The sequence below is a fragment of the Citrobacter sp. GW821-FHT02E08 genome, assembly GCF_059421685.1.
This window is the reverse complement of record NZ_JBWKVL010000003.1, coordinates 48287-66602: the sequence shown is the minus strand read 5'-3', so window position 1 is coordinate 66602 and position 18316 is coordinate 48287. Positions and strand designations below refer to the sequence as shown.

At 53.9% G+C, this 18316-nt stretch carries 17 protein-coding genes and 1 other annotated feature; of the genes, 5 read left to right on the top strand and 12 right to left on the bottom strand.

Annotation, left to right across the window (positions count from 1 at the left end; genetic code table 11):
• Positions 1-117: 117 nt before the first annotated feature.
• The gene (gene emrD / locus AC07UY_RS04690) at positions 118-1302 is read left to right on the top strand and encodes a multidrug efflux MFS transporter EmrD (protein WP_203359526.1); all 1185 of its coding nucleotides are present in this window, start codon (positions 118-120) and stop codon (positions 1300-1302) included.
• On the opposite strand, the gene AC07UY_RS04685 is transcribed toward emrD, so the two are convergent.
• Together AC07UY_RS04685 and dsdC are read right to left on the bottom strand one after the other, a co-directional pair.
• The gene (locus AC07UY_RS04685; RefSeq protein WP_494700898.1) at positions 1229-2290 is read right to left on the bottom strand and encodes a cellulase family glycosylhydrolase; all 1062 of its coding nucleotides are present in this window, start codon (positions 2288-2290) and stop codon (positions 1229-1231) included. The two genes, emrD and AC07UY_RS04685, sit on opposite strands and share 74 nt — an antisense overlap.
• A gap of 89 nt (positions 2291-2379) precedes the next feature.
• Positions 2380-3303, bottom strand: coding sequence for a DNA-binding transcriptional regulator DsdC (gene dsdC, locus AC07UY_RS04680; RefSeq protein ID WP_494659589.1), 924 nt, complete (start codon positions 3301-3303; stop codon positions 2380-2382).
• A gap of 228 nt (positions 3304-3531) precedes the next feature.
• Between dsdC and dsdX the strand changes: the two genes are divergently transcribed.
• Together dsdX and dsdA are read left to right on the top strand one after the other, a co-directional pair.
• Positions 3532-4869, top strand: coding sequence for a D-serine transporter DsdX (gene dsdX / locus AC07UY_RS04675; RefSeq protein WP_494659588.1), 1338 nt, complete (start codon positions 3532-3534; stop codon positions 4867-4869).
• A gap of 17 nt (positions 4870-4886) precedes the next feature.
• Positions 4887-6209, top strand: coding sequence for a D-serine ammonia-lyase (gene dsdA, locus AC07UY_RS04670; protein ID WP_494700899.1), 1323 nt, complete (start codon positions 4887-4889; stop codon positions 6207-6209).
• On the opposite strand, the gene AC07UY_RS04665 is transcribed toward dsdA, so the two are convergent.
• The 6 genes from AC07UY_RS04665 to ibpA all read right to left on the bottom strand — a co-directional run bounded on the left by AC07UY_RS04665 (position 6206) and on the right by ibpA (position 10504).
• Complete coding sequence (locus tag AC07UY_RS04665; protein ID WP_494659586.1) at positions 6206-6742, bottom strand: radical SAM protein; 537 nt, start codon at positions 6740-6742, stop codon at positions 6206-6208. The genes dsdA and AC07UY_RS04665 overlap by 4 nt on opposite strands.
• Positions 6739-7101, bottom strand: coding sequence for a DUF202 domain-containing protein (locus AC07UY_RS04660; RefSeq protein WP_203359520.1), 363 nt, complete (start codon positions 7099-7101; stop codon positions 6739-6741). The genes AC07UY_RS04665 and AC07UY_RS04660 overlap by 4 nt, the downstream gene beginning before the upstream one ends.
• Positions 7091-7438: a YidH family protein gene (locus AC07UY_RS04655; protein WP_494659585.1), complete on the bottom strand. Its 348-nt coding sequence runs from the start codon at positions 7436-7438 to the stop codon at positions 7091-7093. The genes AC07UY_RS04660 and AC07UY_RS04655 overlap by 11 nt, the downstream gene beginning before the upstream one ends.
• Before the next feature lie 325 nt (positions 7439-7763).
• Positions 7764-9425: a putative transporter gene (locus tag AC07UY_RS04650; protein ID WP_494700900.1), complete on the bottom strand. Its 1662-nt coding sequence runs from the start codon at positions 9423-9425 to the stop codon at positions 7764-7766.
• Positions 9426-9549: 124 nt separating this feature from the next.
• The gene (ibpB, locus tag AC07UY_RS04645) at positions 9550-9978 is read right to left on the bottom strand and encodes a small heat shock chaperone IbpB (RefSeq protein ID WP_276293415.1); all 429 of its coding nucleotides are present in this window, start codon (positions 9976-9978) and stop codon (positions 9550-9552) included.
• Positions 9979-10090: 112 nt separating this feature from the next.
• Positions 10091-10504, bottom strand: a complete 414-nt coding sequence (gene ibpA / locus AC07UY_RS04640) for a small heat shock chaperone IbpA (RefSeq protein WP_001532742.1) — start codon at positions 10502-10504, stop codon at positions 10091-10093.
• Positions 10498-10570: a sequence feature (ROSE (Repression Of Heat Shock gene Expression) occurs in the 5'-region of heat shock genes and acts as an RNA thermometer to modulate expression.), on the bottom strand. Its footprint overlaps the gene before it by 7 nt.
• A gap of 240 nt (positions 10571-10810) precedes the next feature.
• Here ibpA and AC07UY_RS04635 point away from each other — a divergent pair.
• Positions 10811-11143: a YceK/YidQ family lipoprotein gene (locus AC07UY_RS04635; protein WP_494659583.1), complete on the top strand. Its 333-nt coding sequence runs from the start codon at positions 10811-10813 to the stop codon at positions 11141-11143.
• 1 nt (position 11144) lies between these two features.
• Here the strand turns inward: AC07UY_RS04635 and AC07UY_RS04630 are convergent, their stop codons facing one another.
• A complete protein-coding gene (locus AC07UY_RS04630) occupies positions 11145-12371 on the bottom strand; it encodes a YidR family protein (RefSeq protein ID WP_494659582.1) in 1227 nt (408 codons plus the stop codon).
• A 102-nt stretch (positions 12372-12473) separates the two neighbouring features.
• Between AC07UY_RS04630 and cbrA the strand changes: the two genes are divergently transcribed.
• Positions 12474-13592 carry a colicin M resistance lipid reductase CbrA gene (gene cbrA / locus AC07UY_RS04625; protein WP_494659581.1) on the top strand — a complete coding sequence of 373 codons (1119 nt, stop codon included), beginning with the start codon at positions 12474-12476 and terminating at the stop codon, positions 13590-13592.
• 141 nt (positions 13593-13733) lie between these two features.
• On the opposite strand, the gene yidA is transcribed toward cbrA, so the two are convergent.
• The 3 genes from yidA to recF all read right to left on the bottom strand — a co-directional run bounded on the left by yidA (position 13734) and on the right by recF (position 18275).
• Entirely contained in the window at positions 13734-14546 is an 813-nt protein-coding gene (gene yidA, locus AC07UY_RS04620; protein WP_494659580.1) for a sugar-phosphatase, read from the bottom strand.
• Between the two features lie 212 nt (positions 14547-14758).
• Positions 14759-17173 (bottom strand): DNA topoisomerase (ATP-hydrolyzing) subunit B, encoded by a 2415-nt coding sequence (gyrB, locus tag AC07UY_RS04615; protein ID WP_494659579.1) that lies wholly within the window; start codon positions 17171-17173, stop codon positions 14759-14761.
• Between the two features lie 28 nt (positions 17174-17201).
• Positions 17202-18275, bottom strand: coding sequence for a DNA replication/repair protein RecF (gene recF / locus AC07UY_RS04610; RefSeq protein WP_494659578.1), 1074 nt, complete (start codon positions 18273-18275; stop codon positions 17202-17204).
• Between the last annotated feature and the right edge of the window lie 41 nt (positions 18276-18316).

The following is an 18316-nucleotide window of genomic DNA, read 5'->3' as shown; positions in this document are numbered from 1 at the left end:
CCATTCCAGTCGTCTATCTGGCCTTCTTTTACTGGTGTGGTAGATTTCACTCTAATTTATGGCAATACATAGCCACTTATTCTTATTTTTTTCTCTTTTTAAAAAGTAATCAGCGAAATGAAAAGGCAGAAAAGCGTCAATTTGTTGTTGATGTTGGTATTACTTGTCGCAGTGGGTCAGATGGCGCAAACCATCTATATCCCGGCAATTGCCGATATGGCGCGTGAACTGAATGTCCGCGAAGGGGCCGTACAAAGCGTGATGGCCGCCTACCTGCTGACGTACGGTCTGTCACAGCTGGTTTACGGCCCGCTTTCTGACCGTGTCGGGCGTCGCCCGGTGATCCTCGTCGGCATGTCCATCTTTATGCTGGCCACGCTGGTCGCCATCACCACCCACAGCCTGACGGTGCTGATTGCCGCCAGTGCGATGCAGGGCATGGGGACCGGCGTTGGCGGGGTGATGGCGAGGACCTTACCGCGTGATCTGTATGAAGGCACACAACTGCGCCACGCCAACAGCTTGCTGAATATGGGGATTTTGGTCAGCCCGTTGATGGCTCCGCTGATCGGCGGTCTGCTGGACACTATGTGGAACTGGCGCGCCTGTTACATCTTTCTGCTGATCCTCTGCGCAGGCGTCACCGTTAGCATGGCGCGCTGGATGCCAGAAACCCGTCCGACGGGCGCACCGCGCACACGGCTTATCACCAGCTACAAAACCCTGTTCGGCAACGGCGCGTTTACCTGTTATTTGCTGATGCTGATCGGCGGCCTGGCCGGGATTGCCGTCTTCGAGGCCTGCTCCGGCGTACTGATGGGTGCCGTATTAGGTTTAAGCAGCATGGTGGTGAGCGTCTTGTTTATTCTGCCGATCCCGGCGGCGTTTTTCGGCGCATGGTTTGCCGGTCGTCCCAATAAACGCTTCTCCACGCTGATGTGGCAGTCGGTGGTCAGCTGCCTGCTGGCAGGCGTGATGATGTGGGTGCCAGGCTGGTTCGGCGTGATGAACGTCTGGACGCTGTTGATCCCGGCAGCCCTGTTCTTCTTTGGCGCAGGCATGCTGTTTCCGCTGGCAACCAGCGGGGCGATGGAACCTTTCCCGTTCCTGGCCGGAACTGCAGGCGCGCTGGTGGGCGGCTTGCAAAACATCGGCTCAGGCGTGCTGGCGTGGCTCTCCGCGATGATGCCGCAAACCGGACAAGCCAGTCTTGGGATGTTGATGACCTTTATGGGGCTATTGATTTTACTGTGCTGGCTCCCGCTGGCGTCTCGTGTCTCCCATCAGGAGCAGGCGGTTTAATCAGATGATGGCCCGGCTTATCGCCGGGCTGTTCACACTTCGGCGATATCATCGCGTTCAACAACGGTTCCAGCGCTGGCCGCCACGCCCCCTCTTCCCCATCATAAAACTGCGTATCGGCGTTGATAGCATACGGAATTTTCGCTTTCTTCAGCTCACAGGCCATAAAACTGGCAAAGGCTAACTGCGACGGAGATGGCGCATTTTTGATGGTTTCTCCCGGCGACCAGCCCCCGACCCAACTGACATGACCGGTTTTCTGCTGCCAATGTATGGCGGCGTTTATCCGCGCACGGATGGCGGTTTTTTCCGCCGCGGTACCGGAGGTCCAGGGGTATTTCCCATTACTCTTTAGCGGACCCCGCGGGAAGATATGCCATTGTGCCAGCACGTAGTTTTGGCTTCCCGGCGGCAGTTTAAGACCCGACAACGCCTCCGGGGCGGCGCGCATGCGTGGGGCAATAAAAATCATGCGCTGCGGGTCAATGGCATGGATCACGCGCAGGGTATTCTCATATACCCGATTGAGGGAAGCCTGATTATGGTTGAGTTTCTCCGCCGGTTCATCGATCAGGTCAAAACCCAGCAACGGCGAACTTTGCGCGAAATAGTGCGCCACGGCTATCCACCAGTTCTCCACCTCTTTTTCGTTTCCGGGGCTGGGATCGTTTTTATACTCATCGGCCTGATACGCGATAATGGGGATCACGCCATACTGGTTACAGGCTTCAACCAGTTTACGCAGGTGAATCAACCGCGCTTCCGTTGGCTCGCCCGCGACCCGGATACGCACATGGGTTAATCCCTTTGCCCTGAAATCGCGGACCACCAGCGGATCAAATTCGCGGATGCCCCTTTCGGTTCGCGCCCAGTCGACATCCATTCCTGCCCCCAATAGCTGCGCATACTGCAAAGCCGTGAGTGGCCGTTCAGCGGCGCACACGACAGCGCTGGCGAGCAACAGGAGAGAGATGAGCGGTTTTAACACAGTTGTCCTCAGTCATTAACCGGGAGGGATATCACGTATTTAGCATAATCTCCGACATCAGGTGTAGAGTGAAAACGTAATAAATCTCATCACACCTGCTCTTGTAGCCAGCCAATAAAAGCCTCAATTTTCGGCCACTGCCTGCCAGGCAGCGTGGTCATGTAGTAATGCTGGTGACATTTCAGCGCCATCTCACCGAAAGGCGCGACAAGCTCCCCGCTGTCGAGTCGTTTTTGCACCAGCCGCTTACGCCCCATCGCAACGCCAATATGGTTCATTGCGGCAATCACCGCCAAATCCGAACGATCGAAGCCAATCCCCGATGATAACGGCAAATCAACCCCAAAGTGTTGCGCCCAACTGTGCCATTCATCCGTTCCGGAATCGTTGCTCCACGCCTGGCGATCGTGCAGCAGCGTACAGTGACGCAGGTTAACCAACGCACCCTGCAGGTCAAAACGGCGGGCATAGTCCGGACTGCATACTGGCAGGATTGCCTCATCCATCAGGAAATGGTGCGTCAGTTGCGCGGAGGGTGCGTCGTCAAAGTAGATCGCCAGATCAATACCCGCACGCTGGAGATTCACGTTGTCGTTACCGGTCAATATGGTCAGCGAAATAGACGGGTAGCGGCGTGTGAAATCACCTAATGCAGGCACCAGCCAACACTGGGCGATGGAAGGCCGCGAGTAAACCGTGAGCGTACCGGAGAGCTCCTGGTTTTTAATGTCGAGGATCTCCTGATTCAGCGTATCCAGCGACGATTTCAGCGCCCAGAACACCCGTTTCCCTTCGTGCGTTAATTCCACTTTTCGGTGTGAGCGAACAAACAGCTGAATACCCAGCTCATCTTCAAGCTGGTTAATACGATGACTGACGGCGCTGGGACTTAATGACAGCTCATCTGCGGCCAGCGCAAAAGACTGATGCCTCGCCGCCACTTCAAAAGTGTAGAGCTTTGATAACTGCCAGCCGTTGAGTAGACGATTTCTGACTTCGCGTAGGGGATCCATAACCACCTCTGAGACCTCTGACTATGGCCCGCAGTGTAAAAAAAGACGCTGAAAAAATCAGCACAAAGATGAATCAGCGTGAACCATATTGCATAAAATAGTCATTTTTAGACACATATCACCATTTTGATTCAATCTAGCTCATGTGAAATGGGAATTATATCGTTTGTCAGCCTACGTCGTTTTTTTGTCCAATATAACCACGTTAATCACAGGGCAAGGTGAGATATGCACTCTCAAATCTGGGTTGTGAGCACGCTGCTGATAAGCATCGTGTTAATCGTTTTGACCATCGTGAAGTTCAAATTCCACCCGTTTCTGGCGCTGCTGTTAGCCAGTTTCTTTGTGGGCACGATGATGGACATGGGCCCGCTGGAGATGGTCAATGCCATTGAGAGTGGTATCGGTGGCACGCTGGGTTTCCTCGCAGCTGTTATCGGCCTGGGAACCATTCTTGGCAAAATGATGGAAGTTTCCGGCGCGGCAGAACGTATTGGCTTAACGCTCCAGCGCTGTCGCTGGCTCTCCGCTGACGTCATTATGGTGCTGGTGGGGCTGATTTGCGGTATCACGCTGTTTGTGGAAGTGGGCGTGGTGTTGTTAATTCCGCTGGCGTTTTCCATCGCCAAAAAGACCCATACTTCATTGCTGAAACTGGCGATCCCGTTATGTACCGCCCTGATGGCCGTGCACTGCGTGGTGCCACCTCATCCGGCCGCACTGTTCGTCGCCAATAAACTGGGCGCCGATCTGGGTTCCGTTATCGTCTATGGGTTGCTGGTAGGGCTGATGGCGTCGCTTATCGGCGGACCGCTGTTCCTGAAGTTACTCGGCAACCGTCTGCCGTATAAAGCAGTACCCGCTGAGTTTTCTGACCTTAAAGTCCGTGACGAAAAAACGCTGCCATCACTGAGCGCAACCCTGTTTACCGTCCTGCTGCCGATTGGTCTGATGCTGGCGAAAACCGTCGCTGAACTGAACATGACGAAAGGCAGTACGCTGTACACCCTGCTGGAGTTTATCGGCAACCCGATTACTGCCATGTTTATCGCGGTTTTCGTGGCGTATTACATTCTCGGTTTGCGTCAGCATATCGGCATGGGTACGCTGCTCACCCATACCGAAAACGGTTTTGGTTCCATTGCTAACATTCTGCTGATTATCGGTGCGGGCGGCGCGTTCAACGCCATCCTGAAGAGCAGCGGCCTGGCGGATACCCTCGCGGTGATCCTCTCCAATATGCATATGCACCCCATCCTGCTGGCCTGGCTGGTGGCGCTTATTCTGCACGCAGCGGTCGGTTCGGCAACTGTCGCGATGATGGGTGCAACGGCGATTGTCGCGCCGATGCTGCCGCTCTATCCCAACGTCAGCCCAGAGATCATCGCCATTGCCATCGGTTCTGGCGCAATTGGCTGCACGATTGTGACAGATTCCCTCTTCTGGCTGGTGAAGCAATACTGCGGCGCCACCCTGAGTGAAACATTTAAATACTATACGACCGCGACATTTATCGCGTCGGTTATTGCACTGGCTTGCACATTCCTGCTTTCCTTTATTATCTAAGCGCAAAGAGACGTACTATGGAAAACATTCAAAATCTCATCGCCCAGTATCCTTTGGTGGAGGATCTGGCCGCTCTCAAAGAAACGACCTGGTTTAACCCGGCCACGACCTCTCTGGCAGAAGGTTTACCGTATGTCGGCCTGACGGAACAGGATGTTCAGGACGCCCATGCTCGCCTGACCCGCTTTGCGCCGTATCTGGCGAAAGCCTTCCCGGAAACTGCCGCCACCGGCGGGATTATTGAATCCGAACTGGCCGCGATTCCTGCGATGCAAAAACGGCTGGAAAAAGAGTACGGGCAGTCTATCTGCGGTGAAATTCTGCTGAAAAAAGACAGTCATCTGCCTATCTCCGGCTCGATTAAGGCCCGTGGCGGCATCTATGAAGTGCTGACCCACGCAGAGAAACTGGCGCTGGCCGCCGGGCTGCTTACCACTGAAGATGACTACAGCGTGCTGCTCTCACCTGAATTCAAACAGTTCTTCAGCCAGTACAGCATCGCGGTAGGTTCGACCGGCAACCTGGGTTTATCGATCGGTATCATGAGCGCCTGCATCGGCTTTAAGGTCACCGTACACATGTCTGCCGATGCCCGTGCGTGGAAAAAAGCCAAGCTGCGCAGCCACGGTGTGACGGTAGTCGAGTACGAAGAAGATTACGGCGTGGCGGTGGAGCAAGGGCGTAAGGCGGCGGAATCCGATCCAAACTGCTTCTTTATCGACGATGAAAACTCCCGCACCTTGTTCTTAGGCTACGCGGTGGCCGGACAGCGCCTGAAAGCGCAGTTCGCACAGCAGGGGCGCGTGGTGGATGCCGATCATCCGCTGTTTGTCTATCTGCCGTGCGGCGTCGGTGGTGGTCCTGGCGGTGTGGCTTTTGGCCTGAAGCTGGCGTTCGGCGATAACGTTCACTGTTTCTTCGCCGAACCGACCCACTCCCCTTGCATGCTGCTCGGTGTTTACACTGGCCTGCACGACGCTATTTCCGTTCAGGAGATTGGCATTGATAACCTGACAGCGGCGGACGGGCTGGCGGTGGGACGTGCATCGGGTTTTGTGGGCCGGGCTATGGAGCGTTTTCTGGACGGGCTGTATACCCTTGACGATCAAACCATGTATGACATGTTGGGCTGGCTGGCGCAGGAAGACGGTATTCGCCTGGAGCCATCTGCACTGGCGGGGATGAGCGGACCTCAGCGCGTATGCGGTTCAGCGGCATACCAACAAATGCATGGGTTTACTGCTGAGCAGTTAAACCACGCCACACATCTGGTATGGGCGACGGGCGGCGGAATGGTACCGGAAGCCGAAATGGCGCAGTACCTGGCTAAAGGTCGCTAAGTTTGACGCAGCATCGCCATCAGTTCCATCGGTGAGCGATGCTGTTTAATAAGATCACGCATCACCCGCATGTACGGCGAAGAGTCGTTAAAAAAGGTTTTATACCCGGCACAAAGCACGCTTTTTCCGCTGCTATCACGATGTTTCAGGCATTCACCAGCACAGAAGTGCAATACGTAACAGCTCCGACATTCCGCGCCGATATGCGAAATATCCTGTAAATTCACCGCATCCGCACGACCACACCACTGCTTTAAGGTCTTATCAAAAAGCTGAATGGATATCCGGTTAACATCTTCCCGTACCCAGAGAGTAAATACCGCATTTAAAAACTGGCCCCACCCTTCTGCGGTTACCGACTCTGCGGATAAATGGCCATTCCTATCAAACTCGATGTGGGGAATAAACTGTACGGCCCTGATACCAAGCTGCTGTAGGTTTCGATACAGTTCTTGCGCTTGTTGACTATTCTGGCGATTGACAACGATCTGATACGCCTCCTCACGGACATCCCTGTTTTCATTTCCCGTCATGCAAAATCCCCGATAAATGCGATAAGTTGGCGGATATGCGTTACAGCAAACAGTATTGCGAGGGATAACACCGCGAGGGAGATCATAAATTTGTCACGCACCGCGCGAGATTGAGAAAAATCGTGATGGGCGACGTCCATCAGGTTACGACTGCGGGTATAGCGCCAGAGAATGATCGCTACAATCGCCAGCACGCCAATAGAAACCCAGAACAAGAATCCCGCCTGGTGCCAGTGATGTTTCAGCGCCAGCGCCATTAGCGCGCCATAGCCCAGCAGCGTGCGAAACCAGGCCAGCGACGTGCGCTCTGGCTGAAGTCCCGGATCGGCAATGCGGCGCGCTTTACGGCTATCCGCCATACAGTACCAGCGCCATAACGATCACCGCGACGATCATCAAAATCAGACTGATGATCAGCAAACTGTGGGTGTATGGCAGGTCCTCTTTCAGACGCATCGCCTTTTCATTACGCAACCATCGCAGGTAGCCGTAAATCGCCAGACCACCGGAAAACAAACACAGTAACAACGCCAACAGTTCACGAATCACGGGCGTGGCAAAGTCCGGAGCCAACTGGTCAAGACCAACCCCCGCCGCCAGAAACCCTAGCGCGGTGCGGATCCACGCCAGAAAAGTACGCTCGTTTGCCAGCGAGAAGCGGTAATCCGGCGCTTCTCCAAGGCGAGAAATCTTCATCAGGGCTCCTTTTAATGACATTCCCTATTCAGAGGATCAGAGAAAGAAATAACAATAGTGCATCAGAACGTCGGCTTTTTCCCCTCAACGTTCACACTTTGCGTACGCAGTCTCGTGCCACCGAACGCGGGTGCAGGCCCCACGGATTGTGCTGAAAGGGTCGCCCTGCCCAGCTTGAGTTGGCCTTATCGCGACGAAAGCAGGAAGGGGATTGCGTGGGTCAGGTGAAGGTAGACTCTCAGCAAAGCAGGGATTATGCGCCGTCAGTAGTGTTGATACATCATCACCGGCACCCACAGGATGCCGGTCAGCAGGATTATTTCTTCTAGCCTATTCCCCAGAAAATCACTGCCAGCAGCTGCGGAGTGATAATACGCAGGAACATCACCAGCGGGTATACCGTCGCATACGAGAGCGCCGCCGCCCCGCTGGTGGCATGCAGGTTATTCGCAAATGCCAGCGCAGGTGGATCGGTCATCGACCCGGCCAACATCCCGCACAACGTCAGATAGTTCATCTTCGCGAAGATACGCGCCAGCAGACCCACCGTGATGAGCGGAATTGCGGTGATAACGATGCCATAACCAATCCAGCTCAGGCCTTCGCCTTGCATCAGGGTATCGACAAAATCACCGCCAGACTTCAGCCCCACCACGGCAAGAAACAGCACGATTCCCAGCTCGCGCAGCGCCAGGTTGGCGCTCGGCGGCATAAACCAGTACAGCTTACCAATGCTGCCAATACGCCCCAGAATCAGCGCCATGATCAGCGGCCCGCCCGCCAGCCCCAGCTTTAACGCCGCCGGGAACCCCGGTATAAACAGCGGAATTGACCCAAGCAGCACACCCAGCCCGATACCAATGAACACCGGTAACATCTGTACCTGTTGCAGTTTTTGTTGGGCGTTGCCCACGACATTGGCGACCGCTTCAATGGCAGAGGGCCGTCCGACCAGATTGAGAATATCGCCAAACTGCAGACTCATCTCACCGCTTGCCACCAGCTCAATACCCGCACGGTTAAGCCGCGAGATAACCACATCATAGTTCTCTTTTAGGCGCAGATCGCGAATGCGCTTTCCGAGCACTTTTTCATTGGTGACGACCACACGTTCAACACGCAACTCCGTGCCGCGAGTAGAAAGCGAGGTGTCCACCTCCTGGCCAATCACCACCTGCGCATTGTGCAGATCCCCTGACTGCCCCACCAGATGCAGCAGATCGCCAACCTGAATAATCGTCCCAGGCGAGGGCACCATCAGCGTTTCATCGCGTTTAAGTCGTGAACAGATGATTTTGTCGCTATTGAGGATGGGCACATCCTGAATCGCCATGTTATTGAGATTCGGGTTCTCAACACGGATGTTCATGGTCTGGATGAGCGAGTGACCGCGGGAGAGCGTGGATTCATGCTGTTGCGCCTCCTCCTCGACATTGACGCGAAAAATCATACGCATCAGCCACATGGTGAGTAAGATGCCGCAAATACCGAAAGGATACGCCATGGCATAGCTCATCCCCATCTGGTCAACCACCTCTACAGGAGTGCCCAGATCGCGCAGAATTTGCTGGCCAGCCCCCAATGCCGGGGTATTGGTCACCGCACCGGAGAATATTCCCAATACCACCGGTAACGGAATCGCAAACACTTTATGCAGAATAGCGGTGATCAGACCGCCGATGATGACGATCAGAACAGCAAAGAGATTCAGACGTAAACCTGAAACGCGCAGCGACGCAAAAAAACCAGGACCGACCTGAATACCAATGGTGTAAACGAAGAGGATCAGGCCAAATTCCTGAATAAAATGCAGCATCTCGCCGCTAAGGGAGATGCCTAGCAGGTCAGCATAATGTCCGACAAGAATCCCGCCAAACAGCACGCCTCCAATGCCCAGCCCTACCCCACGAACCCTGATGTTGCCGATCCATAATCCAACAACCGCCGCCAACGCCAGAACGCTAACCGTTAATGCTATCTCACTCATCTTCGTTTCCCTGTGAATAACATTATTATTTTAACCGGATTTTCGCAGAGAACAGGCGGTATGTATGGGTGGTAAAGCACAAAAAAGCCCCGTCATTTCTGGCGGGGCAAGGGCAAACAGCAAATTAGCTATTTAACGCAGGTCGTTCCTGAATCTCGATACGCTGCGGGGCGAGGGTTTCTGGCACATTACGTGTTAAATCAATGTGCAGTAATCCGTTAGTGAACGTCGCGCCAGAGACTTCCATATGTTCAGCGAGGGTGAAGCTCAAACTGAACGGTTGTGTGACCAGCCCCTGATGCAACCATTTGGTCTCTTTCTCCGGCTGCTCCGGGCTACCTTTCACCGTCAGGCGCGTGCCTTCCAGTTGAATATCCAGATCTTCCTGACGGAAACCGGCCAACGCAAGGGTAATGCGATAGTGGTTATCGTCGCTTTTTTCGATGTTATAGGGTGGGAAGCTCTGGCTTTCACCGGTGTTTTGCAAGGCGTTGGCCAGTTTGTCAAAACCGATCCATTGACGCAGCAGCGGGGATAAATCGTAGTTACGCATAATCATAATCTCCTTCTAAGAAGCGAGTGAGTACCTGCAAATCCGCAGATTTGCATATGCTCCCTGACGGCGAGCATGGGGATAACAGGCCGCGCAGCGCGGCCCGACAGAATTAATTGATTTCGATACGGCGTGGTTTATTCGCTTCCGGAATCACACGCTCAAGTTCGATATACAGCAGACCGTTCACCAGGTTTGCGCCACGAACATGAATGTTCTCTGCTAACTGGAACTTGCGTTCAAAGTTGCGCTCGGCAATGCCCTGATAAAGGTAAGTACGTTCTTTTTGCTCATCAGCATGAGCGCCTTTCACCACCAGCAGATTATCCTGGGCAGTAATTTCCAGCTCGCTTTCCGCAAACCCCGCCACGGCAATCGCAATGCGGTAATGGTTTTCATCCACCAGCTCAACGTTATACGGAGGGTAGCCGCCATTACTCTGGCTCTGGTTGTTTTCAAGCAGGTTAAACAAACGGTCAAAACCAATAGCGGAACGGTACAGCGGGGATAAATCAAAATTACGCATAATCAATAGCTCCTGAAATCAGCGAGAATATGAGACCTTCCATCATGGACAGGCCAGGCGGACAGAACACCCCTCAGGCATGTTCTTCATTTGTCCTTACCCTAAAAATGGGTCCTGATATGAACTTTTCAAGCGTTTAATGGGGACTTTTTTTGCAGTTTGCTGTCTATGGCATAGACTGGGGGGGAAGCACAGATCGTTAAAGTGCGATAAGCACCACAGTGCGACATGCTGAGGGTATTCTTCCGGGCAATGGAACGCTATAACTCATCATGCAAACACCGTTGATCAACAGATGAATGAATCATGATAAAAAATGTGTTGTTACCGCTAGTGATGTGCGGCGGAATGGTTTTACTGGGTGGTTGCTCAAGCGTAATGTCACATACTGGCGGCAAAGAAGGGACTTATCCTGGCACACGCGCCAGCGCTACGATGATCAGTGAGAGTGATACAAACTGGGGTACAAAGTCTCTGGCAATACTCGACATGCCGTTCACCGCCGTAATGGACACCCTACTCCTGCCATGGGATCTCTTCCGCAAAGATAACTCCGTCAGATCCCGCGTCGAAAGAAGCGAGGAGAGAACGCAGATAACGAACGCCGTTATCCCCCCGGCAGAAATGTCCACGCCCTGATTTAACGCCCGGTTTCCGTCACCCACAGCTGACGGAAACCCTGTACGTCTTCCATCCACGCAATTTGTCGCCCATCCGGTGAGAAAACAACAGCATCCGCAGAAGGCGGATTACTATGCTCCGACGTCAGGAAACAGACATCTCCGCTGTGTGCGTCACAGCAGGCAATTCGGTTCTCCAGCACATACCCCAACCATTTTCCCGATGGATGCCAGTTAAACGCCGACTGAATATCCGTTGCGTGATGGGTAAGCTGACGCGGCTCTCCCCCCTGCGCAGCGATCAGCCAGAGCTGAACAACACCGCGCTCGTCACGCATCAAAAATGCAATCTCCGTGGCCTGCGGATTGCTACGCACCCAGTGACGCGGCGCATTCACCAGTCCGGGGTAAGCGCGACCCTGAGTAAACGTCAGACGACGCTGGGTCACGCCGACTGGCGGTGCGGGCATCAATGATTCTGTTCCTGCCAGAGGCGTTTCTCCCGCCTGTTTCCAGTCGCTTTCTTCACGCGGCAGGTCGACGAGAAACAGCTCCGGCACCTTTTCGCCTTTCACCGACAACGTATCGCCGATAAAGGCCAGCGCATGATCCCCAACCCAGCCCTCTTCATAGGCACGATTAATCTCATCGCTGCCAGGCCTCGGGGTGGGTGTCGTTTGACTGGCCAGCACACACCAGTGGCTACCACTGTATTCACGGGGATTCTGACCCGACACCGTGACCGGTCCCCATGGTGCCGCGACACCGACGTTGCGCAAATCCTGCGCCGGGTCTCGCTCATGCAGGACGTGATCGTTATAGGTGAAGCTGACAAACTCGCCGTTCGGGCTGAAGACATGCACATGGCTACCACCGCGCAGCGCGCCGGGTGTGTATGGGGCGGTGATATCCATCGCGTCCAGGTTGGCAACGTTCCCCTGATGCGCAATGACCCCCCGACGATGGTGAAAATCGTAGTACCACGCAGCATCTGGATTCTCAGGCCCATGAATAAACACATATTTATTCTCTCGTGGATGAACGGTCACCACACCCACATTCGCACCCTGCGTGGCGCGATAAATCACCTCGACGGCCCCAGTTTCAACGTTTACCCGCTCAATGGTTTCCCCGGTAAAAGAGGCCCCCGACGGGCGTACATCGAACACCAGCCACTGGCTATCCGGAGTCCAGGTATTGATATTGGTAAGCTGGTGATGACGTGGCGCAAAGGTGATTTGTTTCATTGCAAGAACCCTGATGCGAGACAATTCCGGCCATCATACTTCACAAGGGCTTCACTTTCAGGTTTTAGCATGCCTCCATCTCAATGACGGCGGGTAAAAAAGATGGAACACTTTGACGTGGCAATTATCGGTTTAGGCCCGGCAGGAGCGGCGCTGGCACGGCATTTGAGTGGAAAGAGGCGTGTCATTGCGCTGGATAAAAAGCGCCAGTGCGGAACGGAAGGCTTCACCAAACCCTGCGGCGGCCTGCTGGCTCCGGATGCCCAGCGTTCGTTTATTCGCGATGGCATCACCTTACCGGTCGATGTGATCGCGAACCCGCAGATTTTCAGCGTTAAAACAGTAGATGTGGCAGCAGCGCTGACGCGTAACTATCAACGCAGTTACATCAATATCAACCGCCACGCGTTTGATTTATGGATGAAATCACTCATCCCTGATGAGGTCGCGGTTTACCACGACAGTCTGTGCAGGAAAATCTGGCGAGAAGGCGACATGTGGCACGTGATTTTTCGCGCTGACGGCTGGGAGCAACACATTACCGCGCGCTATCTGGTTGGCGCCGACGGGGCAAATTCGCTGGTTCGCCGCCATCTGTATCCTGAGCATCAGATCCGTAAATACGTCGCGCTTCAGCAATGGTTCGCTGAAAAACATCCTCAGCCATTTTACTCCTGCATTTTTGATAACGATGTCACGGACTGCTACTCATGGAGTATCAGCAAAGACGGTTATTTTATCTTTGGCGGTGCCTACCCGATGAAAGACGGGCAGGCGCGCTTTGACGCGCTAAAAGCAAAAATGGAAGCCTTCCATTTTCAGTTTGGCAAACCGCTAAAAAGCGAAAAATGCACCGTGCTGTTCCCTTCGCGCTGGGCGGATTTTGTTTGCGGAAAAGACAATGCGTTTCTGATTGGTGAAGCGGCGGGATTTATCAGCGCCAGTTCGCTGGAGGGAATCAGCTACGCTCTGGACAGCGCGGAGATCCTGAAATCCGTCTTTATGCGGGATACGGAGAATCTGAATGACGCCTATCGAAGCGCCACCCGAAAACTGCGCGTGAAGCTCTACGGTAAGATTATCAAGAGTCGGATGTTAACCTCGGCATTGACCAGAAAATGGATTATGCAAAGCGGTGTCGCACATATCCCGCAGAATCACGGGCAGCAGCCCGTCAGAAATCCATGCAAGCAGACAGCCAATACAGCAGCGGAGATGTAGACCTGCGCCCAGGATAAAAAAACCCGCAGCAGATGCGGGTCAGGAAGCGTGTTTTTGCCGGAGGGTGACTGCGCCTTATCTGGACGATAATGACACTGTTGGGTAGGCCTGATAAGCGTAGCGCCATCAGGCAATGAATGATTAGTTCAGCACAAACTTCTCAATAGCGTACGCCACGCCATCGTCCAGGTTAGATTTGGTGACGAAGTTGGCAACCTCTTTTACCGACGAAATTGCGTTGTCCATCGCCACGCCCATGCCAGCAAATTCGATCATCGCAATGTCGTTTTCCTGATCGCCAATGGCCATGATCTCATCGCGTTTAATACCCAGAGCATCGGCCAGCGATTTCACACCCGTGCCTTTATTCACGCGTTTATCCAGAATTTCGAGGAAGTACGGCGCACTTTTCAGCACGGTGTATTTCTCTTTTACCTCTGCCGGAATGCGGGCGATGGCTTTATCGAGGATGGCGGGTTCATCAATCATCATCACTTTCAGGAACTGCGTTGCCGGATCCATTTTCTCCGCTTCACAGAACACCAGCGGGATGGTCGCGACAAAAGATTCATGAACCGTGTAATAGCTGATGTCGCGGTTTGCGGTATACAGCGTGTTGCGATCCAGTGCATGGAAGTGGGAACCGACGTCACGGGAGAGTTGCTCAAGATAGCGATAGTCGTCATAGCTCAACGCTGTTTGCGCAACAGTACTACCATCACTCGCTTTCTGTACCAGCGCACCGTTATAGGTAATGCAGTAATCACCGGGCTGTTCCATGTGAAGCTCTTTCAGGTAGCTGTGAACGCCCGCAAACGGTCGGCCTGTGGTCAGTACCACGTTAACGCCTCGCGCGCGTGCAGCGGCAATTGCCGTTTTGACCGCGGGTGAAATGGTGTGATCGGGCAGCAGAAGTGTGCCATCCATATCGATAGCAATGAGTTTGATAGCCATGAGTTCCCCGGATTAGATGAGTCTGTCCTCATGCTAACGCGATTCCGCTCAAAAAACAGCAACGAAAAGGGGGATGGAAAGGGGAATCGGGATTCCCCTTTTGTAGATCGGTTGTAGGCCGGATAAGGCCTAAGCCGCCATCCGGCAAACGTTAACGAACTGCCTGATGGCGCTTCGCTTATCAGGCCTACAGGAGCAGGCCTGGGTACACGTTAAATATCGATGTTCGCTGCTTTCAGGGCGTTTTCTTCGATAAACGCACGACGCGGTTCAACGGCGTCGCCCATCAGCGTAGTGAACAGTTGGTCAGCAGCAATCGCATCTTTTACCGTTACACGCAGCATACGACGGCTCTCTGGATCCATCGTGGTTTCCCACAACTGTTCCGGGTTCATTTCGCCCAGACCTTTATAGCGCTGAATAGACAGGCCACGACGGGACTCTTTCACCAACCAGTCCAGCGCCTGCTCGAAGCTGGCAATCGGCTGACGGCGCTCGCCACGTTCGATAAACGCGTCGTCTTCGATCAGACCACGCAGTTTTTCACCAAGGGTACAGATACGACGGTATTCACCACCGGTCACAAACTCGTGATCCAGCGGATAGTCGGTATCGACGCCGTGGGTACGCACGCGAATGATCGGTTCGAACAGGTTCAGCTCAGCGTCTTTACGAACCAGGCTATTCCAGGTGCTACCGTGCATTTCGTTTTCATTCAGCACGTTAACCAGCTGGGAAACCCAGGCTGTAACTTTAGCTTCGTCAGCCAGATCGGCTTCGGCCAGCGTCGGTTGGTAGACCAGCTCTTTCAGCAGTGAGCGTGGGTAGCGGCGCTCCATACGACCAATCATTTTCTGTGTGGCGTTGTACTCAGAAACCAGTTTTTCCAGTGCTTCGCCCGCCAGCGCCGGAGCGTGGGCGTTGGTGTGCAGAGTCGCGCCATCCAGAGCAATAGAGATCTGGTACTGATCCATTGCTTCATCGTCTTTAATGTACTGTTCCTGCTTGCCTTTCTTCACTTTGTACAGCGGTGGCTGTGCAATGTAGACGTGACCGCGCTCAACGATTTCCGGCATCTGACGGTAGAAGAACGTCAGCAGCAGCGTACGGATGTGTGAACCATCGACGTCCGCATCCGTCATGATGATGATGCTGTGATAGCGCAGTTTATCCGGGTTGTACTCGTCGCGACCGATGCCGCAACCGAGCGCGGTGATCAGCGTCGCCACTTCCTGAGAAGAGAGCATCTTGTCGAAACGCGCTTTCTCAACGTTAAGGATTTTACCCTTCAGCGGCAGAATTGCCTGGTTCTTACGGTTACGCCCCTGCTTCGCAGAGCCGCCCGCCGAGTCCCCTTCCACCAGGTACAGTTCAGAGTGGGCTGGGTCGCGTTCCTGACAGTCCGCCAGTTTGCCCGGTAGACCAGCTAAGTCCAGCGCGCCTTTACGACGGGTCATTTCACGGGCACGGCGTGCCGCTTCACGCGCACGGGCTGCGTCGATAATCTTGCCAACCACAATTTTGGCGTCGGAAGGGTTTTCCAGCAGATATTCAGCCAACAGTTCGTTCATCTGCTGTTCAACCGCCGATTTCACCTCAGAAGAGACCAGCTTGTCTTTGGTCTGGGAGGAGAATTTCGGATCCGGTACTTTCACGGAAACGACGGCAATCAGACCTTCACGGGCATCGTCGCCGGTGGCGCTGACTTTCGCTTTCTTGCTGTAACCTTCTTTGTCCATGTAGGCGTTCAGGGTACGGGTCATCGCCGCACGGAAGCCTGCAAGGTGAGTACCGCCATCACGCTGCGGAATGTTGTTGGTGAAGCAGTAGATGTTTTCCTGGAAGCCATCGTTCCACTGCAGCGCCACTTCAACGCCGATACCGTCTTTTTCGGTGGAGAAGTAGAAGATATTCGGGTGGATCGGCGTTTTGTTTTTGTTGAGATACTCAACAAACGCCTTGATGCCGCCTTCATAGTGGAAATGATCTTCTTTACCGTCGCGCTTATCGCGCAGACGAATAGAAACGCCGGAGTTCAGGAAGGAGAGTTCACGCAGACGCTTAGCCAGAATGTCGTATTCAAATTCAACGACGTTGGTAAAGGTTTCATGGCTTGGCCAGAAACGGACCTGGGTTCCGGTCACTTCAGTCTCACCGGTCACCGCCAGCGGTGCTTGCGGTACACCGTGCACGTAAGTTTGCTGATGGACTTTACCTTCACGGCGAATCACCAGTTCCAGTTTCTGCGACAGGGCGTTTACTACGGAAACCCCTACGCCGTGCAGACCGCCGGACACTTTATACGAGTTATCATCGAATTTACCGCCTGCGTGCAGAACGGTCATGATAACTTCAGCTGCAGATACGCCCTCTTCCGGGTGAATACCGGTTGGGATACCACGGCCATCATCGGTAACGGACACGGAGTTGTCAGCGTGAATCGTCACCACGATATCTTTACAGTGACCCGCGAGCGCTTCGTCGATAGCGTTATCTACCACCTCGAATACCATGTGGTGCAGACCGGTGCCGTCATCCGTGTCGCCGATATACATACCCGGGCGCTTACGCACCGCATCCAGTCCTTTCAGGACTTTGATACTGGAGGAGTCATAAGAATTCGACATCAACGTTTCTCGCTCATTTTATCTTGGGTTAATCCGTTATTTTACCCTTTTCCACGGTGAACATCTTCGAATTTTTGTCCGACATGTCAAGAACGTGTTCAGCGCTGATTGCGCTGACAAAGACCTGAGATTGCGTCGCTTTTAAGCGGCTGGCCAGCAGCCCACGACGCGCATCATCAAGTTCAGAGGCAAAATCATCTATCAGGTAGAGGCAGCGCCGCCCGCTTTCACGAGTCAGAAACTCCCCTTGCGCCAGACGTAAGGCGCACATCAGCAGCTTTAGCTGCCCACGCGATAAGGTATCTTCAACCGGCGCACCGTCGGCGCGAATGCGGAAGTCCGCTTTATGCGGCCCGTGCGCGGTATAGGTCAACATGCGGTCGCGTTCAAAGCTCCGCTCCAGCACCTCGGCATAATCCGTCTCTTTTTCCCAGCCTCGCTGAAAAGAGAAAGAGAGTGAAAATTCGGGTAAAAATTGCTGGCAGGTATCCGCCATATCGGCAGCGATACCGGCGCTGTACTCCGCGCGCCAGGTGCTGATTTGTTCCGCCAGCGGGATCAGCTCTTTATCCCACGGACGCAGTTGTTCATATCGACTCACCTGGCGCAACGCCGCATTGCGTTGTTTAAGCAAACGCTTGAGATTGCTCCAGGCGGTGAAGAATCCGGTCTCATTATGAAAGCATCCCCAGTCCAGGAACGCTCTTCTGTATTTGGGGCCGCCATTGAGTAAAGTAAACCCCTCTGGCGTAATCAACTGCATCGGCATCAGATGCGCCAGTTCAGCGACCTTGTGGCCGTCAGTGCCGTCAATACGGACTTTGCTGTCGCCCTGCTTGTCTTTGGTCAGACCGATGGCGGTCTCGCGCTCTTCACCCTGCAAACGACCATGAAGAACAAACGATTCCTGCTCGTGGCGAATCACGCGGCCAATCTGCAAACTGCGAAACGCCCGGCCATGGCCGAGTGTATAGATGGCTTCCAGCACACTGGTTTTGCCGCTGCCGTTCGCGCCCACCAGAAAATTAAAGCCGGGAGATAAAGCGAGATCCGCGTTTTCGATATTGCGGAAATCTTTGATGAGTAATCGCGTCAGTGACATATATCAGTACGTTTTCCAGGGGCGTCGGTGTCGCAGGCAGT

Excerpts from the sequence above, each read along its gene's own strand:
- emrD (WP_203359526.1), top strand. The coding sequence starts at position 118 with ATGAAAAGGCAGAAAAGCGTCAATTTGTTGTTGATGTTGGTATTACTT.
- dsdC (WP_494659589.1), bottom strand. The coding sequence starts at position 3,303 with ATGGATCCCCTACGCGAAGTCAGAAATCGTCTACTCAACGGCTGGCAG.
- dsdX (WP_494659588.1), top strand. The coding sequence starts at position 3,532 with ATGCACTCTCAAATCTGGGTTGTGAGCACGCTGCTGATAAGCATCGTG.
- dsdA (WP_494700899.1), top strand. The coding sequence starts at position 4,887 with ATGGAAAACATTCAAAATCTCATCGCCCAGTATCCTTTGGTGGAGGAT.
- AC07UY_RS04665 (WP_494659586.1), bottom strand. The coding sequence starts at position 6,742 with ATGACGGGAAATGAAAACAGGGATGTCCGTGAGGAGGCGTATCAGATC.
- AC07UY_RS04660 (WP_203359520.1), bottom strand. The coding sequence starts at position 7,101 with ATGGCGGATAGCCGTAAAGCGCGCCGCATTGCCGATCCGGGACTTCAG.
- AC07UY_RS04655 (WP_494659585.1), bottom strand. The coding sequence starts at position 7,438 with ATGAAGATTTCTCGCCTTGGAGAAGCGCCGGATTACCGCTTCTCGCTG.
- AC07UY_RS04650 (WP_494700900.1), bottom strand. The coding sequence starts at position 9,425 with ATGAGTGAGATAGCATTAACGGTTAGCGTTCTGGCGTTGGCGGCGGTT.
- ibpB (WP_276293415.1), bottom strand. The coding sequence starts at position 9,978 with ATGCGTAACTACGATTTATCCCCGCTGCTGCGTCAATGGATCGGTTTT.
- ibpA (WP_001532742.1), bottom strand. The coding sequence starts at position 10,504 with ATGCGTAATTTTGATTTATCCCCGCTGTACCGTTCCGCTATTGGTTTT.
- AC07UY_RS04635 (WP_494659583.1), top strand. The coding sequence starts at position 10,811 with ATGATAAAAAATGTGTTGTTACCGCTAGTGATGTGCGGCGGAATGGTT.
- AC07UY_RS04630 (WP_494659582.1), bottom strand. The coding sequence starts at position 12,371 with ATGAAACAAATCACCTTTGCGCCACGTCATCACCAGCTTACCAATATC.
- cbrA (WP_494659581.1), top strand. The coding sequence starts at position 12,474 with ATGGAACACTTTGACGTGGCAATTATCGGTTTAGGCCCGGCAGGAGCG.
- yidA (WP_494659580.1), bottom strand. The coding sequence starts at position 14,546 with ATGGCTATCAAACTCATTGCTATCGATATGGATGGCACACTTCTGCTG.
- gyrB (WP_494659579.1), bottom strand. The coding sequence starts at position 17,173 with ATGTCGAATTCTTATGACTCCTCCAGTATCAAAGTCCTGAAAGGACTG.
- recF (WP_494659578.1), bottom strand. The coding sequence starts at position 18,275 with ATGTCACTGACGCGATTACTCATCAAAGATTTCCGCAATATCGAAAAC.